We start from the raw sequence: 7460 nt of genomic DNA, 5'->3' as shown, positions 1-7460 counted from the left end.
TTCATACTCTGCTTCATTGATGGTGGTAGAAAATTTTTCCTGCAGTTGGAATGGCGCCGCACTCTCGGGCTTTGCTTTGTTATGAATGCGAGCAACAATGCTTTTCCGGTCATTGTCTGGCATATCAGGGTGACTGAAAAAAATGGTTTTTTGCTGTTGGTGATCGGAAATAATGGCCCAGTGGTAGAGGCCTACACTCATTAAAGGCACTTCCAGCTGTCGCGGCTGAATTTTTTCTGGCTCGGTCAAGCCACATAGTTCATAACCCCAGAATCCCAGTGCACCACCCGTGAAGGGTAAATCAGGATGCTCCACTTTTGACATGGTGGCCAGTAAATCATTCAGAATCTTGAACGGGGATTGATCACTCTGAATCCGACTTTCGCCGGATAGACGATTGATGGTCTTAGTGTGGTAATTGCCGTCAACAGTAACAACGGCCCAGGGGTCAGCCGTGATAATGTCATAGCGATTGTGTTGCTCTTTTGTGAAAGAGGGAGAACAGCTGTCAAGATAACAGGCCCAGGGTTGCGCGGTAAAAAGCTCGAAATAAGGGCTGGAGTCACTCATGTACTCCAGTTCAACGATGAATAGCTCTTTCATAGAAGGCATGAAAATCCCGGGTCAGATCAGACGCGCATTCTACCTTCAGAGTGTTGTCGGCGCTACGGACTTTTCTGCTGTTTTATTGTTCAGGAGTGCTTTTAAGAGGCGAGTCGGGCTCTCAGAAAGCAGTTTTAGTTGATTTAGAAGCAATTTCTCTGGCAAGAATATTTGCCAATTACTGGATTGTTAACAATAGTCTGTATATTAAAGCTTGACTGATGTATAAATGGCTTTAAAAAAGAATATTGTAAACAATTATCATGACTGAAACGCTCAGAAACAACGACCCGGTTCGTGTCGGCACTCAGGCGCAAGAAGTTGCGGGCCTGCTGATCGGAGATATTATTTCGGGTCGCTTAAGTCAGGGCTGCCGGATCTCTGAGCCAGAGCTCTCAAGAAAGTACGGAGTCGGGCGTGGTCCTCTTCGTGAGGCTATTTTGAAGCTTGAAGGTACCGGTCTTGTTGTTCGTGCGCCTCATGTCGGCGCCACGGTAGTCACCCTTAACCAGAGTGACTTGTCAGAAATATTTGCCATTCGGGAGGCGCTTGAGGGAATGGCTGCTCGTCTGGCAGCGATCCATATGTCTGATCAGCAGCTGCTGGATCTCGAATCTCTGCTGAAAACACACGCCAGCCATATTCATGAGCAGAATGGTCAGTCATACATTGATCAAGAAGGCGATCTGGATTTTCATTATCGTGTGATCAACGGCTCCTGCAACCAAAGGCTGATACGGTCGCTCTGTGATGAGCTCTATTATCTGATTCAAATGTACCGGAAAACGTCAGGTCGTCCTGCTCGTCCTGAGGAAGCGTTGACTGAGCATCAGATGATCTTCAGGGCTCTGAAAGAGCGTGATGGTGAACTGGCCGAAATATTAATGCGCCGTCATATTGCCCGGGCCAGAAAAGAAATTGAACAATGCATCGACTCCGGTCACCAGCATTAGCAAATGAAGTAACCCTGACCTCAGGGGGGCGAAACGTTTTTCTGGATAAGAAGAGGAAGTCAAATGACTGATAAAAACAACGCGCTCAATCAACTGATTGCTAAAGAAGGCATTGTTACCGCACCCGGCGTATACGATGGTATCTCTGCCCGCCTGGGTGAGGAGGCGGGTTTCTCTGCCTTATACGGAAGTGGTGGTGCTATAGCGAGAAGCACAGGTGTGCCTGATATTGGTCTGCTGACGTTAACTGAAGTGGTCGATCGTGTTCGTCAAATCTGTGAAGCCACTTCACTTCCTGTGATTGCCGATGCGGATACCGGTTTTGGAAACGAAGTTAATGTCAAGCGCACCGTAAAACTGTTCAGAAACGCCGGCGTGTGTGGCTTTCATCTGGAAGATCAGGAGTTTCCAAAGCGCTGCGGGCATCTGGATGGCAAATCCCTGGTTTCCATTGAGGAGATGTGCAAGAAAGTGTCCGTTGCTGCCAGGTACGCCGGTAATGTCACTGTCATAGCAAGAACGGATGCTATTGCTGTAACCGGCTTTGGCGATGCGATCGAACGAGCCAAGGCGTATGTTGAAGCTGGAGCGGATATGTTGTTTGTTGAAGCGCCCCAGACTATTAAGCAGATTGAAGAGATTGCCAAACAGGTTACTGGTCCGAAACTGATCAATATGTTTTACAGTGGCAAGACCCCATTGGTACCTACAGAAGCTCTGAAGGCAATGGGTTATCAGCTCATCATCATTCCGTCTGATCTTCAGCGAGCGGCAGTGACCGCGATGCGTGAAGTGCTTGAAGTCATCAAGCGCGATGGCAACAGTGGTGCGATTGCCGATGGCATGATGACGTTTCAGGAACGTGAGCGTCTGGTTAAGACCCAAGAGTTTCTTAATCCTTAACCGTAACACTCATTCAATAAGAAAAACGGAGAACGATCATGGCAGAAAAGATGCTTTCCAATAAGAAACCGGGCGGCGCCGGCCTGCGTGGTCAGTCTGCTGGTGAAACCGCACTGTGTACCGTTGGTAAAACCGGTTCTGGTCTGACTTATCGTGGCTATGATATCAAGGAGCTGGCTGATAAAGCACAGTTTGAAGAAGTCGCTTATCTGTTACTTTATGGCAAGCTGCCGAATCAGACCGAGCTTGATGCTTACAAAAACCGTCTGAAAAGTATGCGTTCACTGCCCGATGCCCTGAAGGTCGTTTTGGAAGAGATTCCTGCCGGTGCACACCCAATGGACGTTATGCGCACCGGTTGTTCAATGCTGGGTAATCTGGAAACTGAGCAGGATTTCTCCGAACAGCTGGATCACATCGACCGTATGCTGGCCCTCTTCCCGGGCATGATTAATTACTGGTTCAACTTCAGTCACAACGGCATTCGAATTAATGTTGATACTGAAGCAGACTCCATTGCTGAGCAGTTTCTGTGGACCTTGCATAACAGGAAGCCGAAACCTCTGCATGTAGAGGTAATGCATGCCTCCCTGATCCTTTATGCTGAGCATGAATTTAATGCTTCTACCTTCACCGGCCGTGTTTGTGCTTCCACTCTCTCTGATGTTCACAGCTGTGTAACCGCTGCAATCGGCTCACTGCGTGGACCTTTACATGGCGGTGCAAACGAGGCAGCTATGGCAATGATTGAGAACTGGCGCTCTGCCGATGAAGCGGAGCAGAACATTATGACCATGCTGGCTCGTAAAGAAAAAATTATGGGCTTCGGTCACGCGATTTACCGTGAGTCTGACCCTCGTAACGATATTATTAAAGAGTGGTCAAAGAAACTGTCTGAGCATTCAGTTGATGAATACCTGTATGCTGTTTCCGAACGTGTTGAGGCGGTCATGTGGCGTGAGAAGAAATTGTTCTGTAATGCTGATTTCTTCCACGCTTCTGCCTATCACTTCATGGGCATTCCAACCAAACTGTTTACACCGATCTTTGTTTGTTCACGTGTTTCTGGTTGGACTGCACACGTCATGGAGCAGCGTGCTAATAATCGTATTATTCGTCCTTCTGCGGACTACACCGGTCCAGAAAGTGTTGACTGGGTGGCGATCAAAGATCGTCCATAAAACTGAAGGACTGATGTTATGAACAGTGCATATCGCAAACCATTACCGGGCACCCGACTGGACTATTTCGACACTCGTGCAGCCATCGAAGCCATTCAGACTGGTGCCTACGCAAGGCTGCCTTACACCTCTCGCGTTCTGGCTGAGCAGCTCGTTCGTCGCTGTAATCCTGCAATCTTGACAGAGGCCCTCAAGCAGATCATAGAACGCAAGCGCGATCAGGACTTTCCCTGGTATCCTGCTCGTGTCGTGTGTCATGATATTCTCGGTCAAACAGCTCTGGTTGATCTGGCTGGCCTGCGTGATGCGATTGCTGAGCAGGGGGGTGACCCTTCCGAGGTCAATCCAGTTGTTCCAACACAGTTGATTGTTGATCACTCACTGGCTGTAGAGTCCGGTGGTTCTGACCCTCTGGCTTTTGAAAAGAACCGTGCCATTGAAAATCGTCGTAATGAGGATCGTTTTCACTTTATTGAGTGGACCAAAACGGCCTTTAAAAATGTTGATGTTATCCCGGCGGGTAACGGTATCATGCACCAGATTAATCTGGAGAAAATGTCTCCGGTTATTCAGGTCAGTGAAGGTGTCGCTTATCCGGATACTTGTGTAGGCACTGACAGCCATACGCCCCATATCGATGCGCTGGGTGTTATTGCGATGGGTGTAGGTGGGCTGGAAGCTGAAACGGTTATGCTTGGGCGTCCTTCCATGATGCGTCTTCCAGAGATTATTGGTGTTGAGCTGGTAGGCAAGTGTCAACCTGGTATGACAGCAACCGATATTGTTCTGGCCATTACAGAGTTTTTGCGAAAAGAAGGTGTTGTTTCTTCTTACCTCGAGTTCTTTGGTGAAGGTGCTGTAGATCTGACCATTGGTGACCGTGCCACTATTTCCAACATGACACCGGAATTTGGTGCTTCCGCGGGCATGTTTTACATTGATGAACAAACCATCGATTATCTGAAGCTGACTGGGCGCAAGCCGGAGCAGGTGGCGCTGGTTGAAAATTATGCCAAGGTCAGCGGCCTCTGGGCAGATGATCTGAAAACGGCTGAGTACGAGCGTGTTCTCACATTTGATTTGTCCACTGTTGTTCGAAACATGGCGGGGCCATCCAGCCCGCATCGTCGTTTGCCCACCTCGGAACTGGCTCAGCGTGGCATTGCTGTCGATCTGGATAAAGCTCAGACCCAAGAAAAAGCAGGTCTTCTACCCGATGGTGCTGTGATTATTGCTGCCATCACCAGCTGTACCAATACCAGTAATCCTCGAAATGTTGTGGCTGCAGGCCTTATTGCTCGCAAGGCCAATAAGCTCGGTCTGGTTCGTAAGCCCTGGGTTAAATCCTCTTTTGCGCCAGGCTCCAAAGTTGCGAGGCTTTACCTTCAAGCCTCAGGATTATTACCTGAGTTGGAGAAACTGGGTTTTGGGATTGTCGGTTATGCCTGTACGACTTGTAACGGTATGAGTGGTGCCCTGGACCCGGACATTCAGAAAGAATTGATTGATCGCGACCTCTATTCTACAGCAGTATTATCCGGTAACCGCAACTTTGACGGCCGTATTCACCCTTATGCCAAGCAGGCTTTCCTTGCTTCTCCGCCTCTGGTAGTCGCTTATGCCATTGCCGGTACCGTACGTTTTGATATAGAAAAAGATATACTCGGTACGGATAAAGAGGGTAATGCTGTCACACTGAAAGACATTTGGCCAAGTGATGAAGAGATCGATGAGATCGTTGCTGAGTATGTGAAACCTGAGCAGTTCAACGAAGTTTACATCCCCATGTTTGACTTGGGTATGACAGAAGAAGCCAAGAGTCCTCTTTACGACTGGCGTCCAATGAGTACCTACATACGGCGTCCTCCATACTGGGAAGGAGCTCTGGCCGGAGAGCGAACTTTGAAAGGCATGCGCCTTCTGGCTCTCCTGGGTGACAACATTACTACCGATCACCTGTCACCATCAAATGCCATCCTGGCAACTTCTGCTGCGGGTGAATATCTTTCGAAAATGGGATTGCCTGAAGAGGATTTCAACTCTTATGCCACACATCGTGGTGACCATCTAACCGCACAGCGAGCGACTTTTGCCAACCCTAAACTGCTGAACGAAATGTGCCTCGATGACAGGGGAGCAGTGAAACAGGGTTCTCTGGCCCGTATTGAGCCTGAAGGTAAAGAAACCCGAATGTGGGAAGCGATTGAAACCTACATGAACCGCAAGCAGCCACTGATTATTGTTGCAGGTGCCGATTATGGTCAGGGGTCATCCCGTGATTGGGCTGCGAAAGGTGTACGTCTAGCCGGTGTTGAAGTCATCGTGGCTGAAGGTTTTGAACGTATCCATAGAACCAATCTGGTGGGTATGGGGGTTCTGCCGCTGGAATTCAAGGATGGCACCACCCGAAAGACTCTGGGTCTGGATGGTACTGAAACCTATGATGTAGTCGGCAGGCGTAGGCCACTAGCGAACCTGACGCTGCTGATTCACCGTGCCAATGGAAAAAGGTTGGAAGTGCCCGTCATTTGTCGTCTTGATACGGAAGAAGAAGTGTCTGTATACGCTGCTGGTGGTGTACTGCAACGATTTGCCAAGGACTTTCTGGAGGGCAAATAAGAATGTCGCATGAGCCTCAGATCAAGGTGCCCGCTAGTTATATTAGAGGCGGCACCAGTAAAGGCGTTTTCTTTAGTCTGGAAGATCTGCCTGAGCGCGCACAGGTTGCCGGCGAAGTCCGGGACAACCTGTTGTTGCGTGTGATTGGTAGCCCTGACCCCTACGGGAAGCATACTGACGGTATGGGGGGGGCTACTTCAAGCACCAGTAAAACTGTCATTTTGTCGAAAAGCAGCCAGCCGGATCACGATGTTGATTACCTGTTTGGTCAGGTTTCAATTGATAAGCCCTTTGTAGACTGGAGTGGTAATTGTGGCAACCTGACCGCTGCTGTCGGTGCGTTTGCAATCAGTAAAGGTCTGGTTGATCCCGTTCGTGTACCTGTAAATGGTGTTTCTGTAGTGCGCATCTGGCAGGCCAACATCAAAAAGACCATCGTTGCTTATGTGCCCATCACTAACGGAGAGGTCCAGGAAACTGGAGACTTTGAGCTGGATGGTGTCACTTTCCCGGCGGCAGAAGTTCAGGTGGAGTTTCTTGATCCAGCAGACGACGAAGGGGCTATGTTTCCAACGGGTAACCTGATCGATGATCTGGAAGTTCCTACTCATGTTGTGGAGTGTGCGAGGCTAAAAGTGACGCTGATTAATGCGGGTATTCCAACTGTTTTCCTGAATGCGCAGGAGTTGGGCTATACCGGAACCGAGTTGCAGGAGGCCATAAATGGCGACCAAGAGGCGCTGGCTCGTTTTGAAACTATTCGCGCTCATGCTGCGGTTAAGATGGGGCTCATTGACCATATAGATGAAGCTGCGCAACGTCAGCACACTCCCAAGATAGCCTTTGTGGCTAAGCCCACCCCTTATACCGCATCCAGTGGTAAAGAGATCAAAATGGATGATATTGATCTGTTAGTGAGAGCCTTGTCTATGGGTAAGCTTCACCACGCGATGATGGGTACCGCTGCGGTAGCCATCGGTATTGCTGCTGCTATTCCCGGAACACTGGTGAACCTGGCGGCAGGTGGCGGTGAACATAAAAGGGTTCGTTTCGGACACCCTTCCGGAATTCTGCGTGTTGGAGCCGAACCTGTCTTGGAAAACGGAGAGTGGAGGGCGAAAAAAGCCATTATGAGTCGCAGTGCCCGAGTTCTCATGGAAGGCTGGGTAAAGATCCCCGGAGATTCTTTTTAAATTCGTGA

Annotated in this window: 5 protein-coding genes and 1 pseudogene; 5 read left to right on the top strand and 1 reads right to left on the bottom strand. The window is 49.3% G+C overall.

Annotated features, from left to right (window positions below; all coding sequences use genetic code 11):
• Positions 1-612 (bottom strand): annotated as a pseudogene (pabB, locus tag KDK16_RS07485) (aminodeoxychorismate synthase component I); the annotation flags it as partial.
• 254 nt (positions 613-866) lie between these two features.
• Here pabB and KDK16_RS07480 point away from each other — a divergent pair.
• From KDK16_RS07480 to prpF, 5 genes are all read left to right on the top strand, one after another.
• Complete coding sequence (locus KDK16_RS07480; RefSeq protein ID WP_257254870.1) at positions 867-1556, top strand: GntR family transcriptional regulator; 690 nt, start codon at positions 867-869, stop codon at positions 1554-1556.
• 63 nt (positions 1557-1619) lie between these two features.
• Positions 1620-2459, top strand: a complete 840-nt coding sequence (locus KDK16_RS07475; protein WP_257254869.1) for an oxaloacetate decarboxylase — start codon at positions 1620-1622, stop codon at positions 2457-2459.
• Between the two features lie 50 nt (positions 2460-2509).
• Positions 2510-3640 (top strand): 2-methylcitrate synthase, encoded by a 1131-nt coding sequence (gene prpC / locus KDK16_RS07470; protein ID WP_373690661.1) that lies wholly within the window; start codon positions 2510-2512, stop codon positions 3638-3640.
• 18 nt (positions 3641-3658) lie between these two features.
• The gene (gene acnD, locus KDK16_RS07465; RefSeq protein ID WP_257254867.1) at positions 3659-6259 is read left to right on the top strand and encodes a Fe/S-dependent 2-methylisocitrate dehydratase AcnD; all 2601 of its coding nucleotides are present in this window, start codon (positions 3659-3661) and stop codon (positions 6257-6259) included.
• Between the two features lie 2 nt (positions 6260-6261).
• Positions 6262-7452 carry a 2-methylaconitate cis-trans isomerase PrpF gene (gene prpF / locus KDK16_RS07460; protein WP_257254866.1) on the top strand — a complete coding sequence of 397 codons (1191 nt, stop codon included), beginning with the start codon at positions 6262-6264 and terminating at the stop codon, positions 7450-7452.
• The last annotated feature ends 8 nt before the right edge of the window (positions 7453-7460 follow it).

The organism is Endozoicomonas sp. SESOKO4 (assembly GCF_024606275.1).
This window is presented reverse-complemented; position numbering and strand designations above follow the sequence as displayed.

What these genes read in the sequence shown, in the direction of transcription:
- KDK16_RS07480 (WP_257254870.1), top strand. Translation starts at nt 867, where the DNA reads ATGACTGAAACGCTCAGAAACAACGACCCGGTTCGTGTCGGCACTCAG.
- KDK16_RS07475 (WP_257254869.1), top strand. Translation starts at nt 1,620, where the DNA reads ATGACTGATAAAAACAACGCGCTCAATCAACTGATTGCTAAAGAAGGC.
- prpC (WP_373690661.1), top strand. Translation starts at nt 2,510, where the DNA reads ATGCTTTCCAATAAGAAACCGGGCGGCGCCGGCCTGCGTGGTCAGTCT.
- acnD (WP_257254867.1), top strand. Translation starts at nt 3,659, where the DNA reads ATGAACAGTGCATATCGCAAACCATTACCGGGCACCCGACTGGACTAT.
- prpF (WP_257254866.1), top strand. Translation starts at nt 6,262, where the DNA reads ATGTCGCATGAGCCTCAGATCAAGGTGCCCGCTAGTTATATTAGAGGC.